The organism is Methylobacterium sp. GC_Met_3, from assembly GCF_026540775.1.
In the GTDB taxonomy this organism is placed as follows: domain Bacteria; phylum Pseudomonadota; class Alphaproteobacteria; order Rhizobiales; family Beijerinckiaceae; genus Methylobacterium.
Genome location: NZ_JALNUL010000166.1, coordinates 1 through 945, shown reverse-complemented (window position 1 = coordinate 945; position 945 = coordinate 1). Strand labels below are relative to the sequence as shown.

At 65.0% G+C, this 945-nt stretch carries 2 protein-coding genes; both read left to right on the top strand.

Annotated features, from left to right (window positions below):
- Positions 1-338: 338 nt before the first annotated feature.
- The gene (locus OXS27_RS32320) at positions 339-548 is read left to right on the top strand and encodes a cold-shock protein (protein ID WP_243924844.1); all 210 of its coding nucleotides are present in this window, start codon (positions 339-341) and stop codon (positions 546-548) included.
- Positions 549-652: 104 nt separating this feature from the next.
- On the top strand, positions 653-945 hold a 293-nt coding region (locus OXS27_RS32315; RefSeq protein ID WP_267361747.1), incomplete at its 3' end, for a DUF6481 family protein.

Below are 945 nucleotides of genomic sequence, written 5' to 3'. Positions count from 1 at the left end.
CGTGTCCTCCCCGTTCACGTGCAGCCGGCGCGTCCTCCAAAGCGACGATGCGCCCTTCGGATCAGCGCAGATCCTCAAAAGAACAGCAGGCGCTACAGCGTAGCTCGTGAACGCAGAGGCGCGATCGTCCAGGCTGTTTTTCTCCCGATCAGATTTGTAGTTGTGAATGGGCCGCCGTTAGCGTACAAGTCACAGATCGATCTTTGGCCAGATATTCGGCCGTCTCGCCACACCAGGGCGAGCGCTCTGCATCTCTCCCATTTTCGACCACCAGCGACCGAGCGCGTGCGATGCATGCGCCCGACCTATTCGTCTGCCTAGATAGATACGGAATACCTATGACCATCGGCACCGTTAAGTGGTTCAACGACACCAAGGGCTTCGGCTTCATCCAGCCGGATGATGGCGGCAAGGACGTGTTCGTCCACATCTCCGCGGTCGAGCGCGCCGGGATGAACAACTTGGTCGAGGGCCAGAAGGTCTCCTACGAGATGGAGACCGACCGCCGCAGCGGGAAGCAGTCGGCCGGCAGCCTTCAGGCCGCCTGAGCCACGCTCATCTGCCTCTGACGCGTTTCGAAGCCGTTCCCCCGGGGGCGGCTTCATCTGTTTCTGGCGCCGGGTCTCGGCTTCGGCGCGATGAAGGACTGTACGTGGGTCAATTCAAGACAAGCCAGCTCGTCGATCGCCTCGATGCGACAGCAAAAGCGCGACAGGCGACGCTTGACCGGTTCCGGGCCCGCCCGGCAGCGGATGACCCGACGGTGCTGGCCCGGCAGGCCGAGCGGCAGGCCCTCGTCGAGGCGCGCGAGGTGCGGGTCAACGAGCGCGAGGCGGCTCGTACCGCCGCCGAGGCCGCGCGTGAGGCGGAGGCTCTCGCTGCACGCGAGCGCGCCGAGGCGGAACGCGTCCGCCAGGCGGCCGAGAAGGCAGCGCAGCAAGTCGC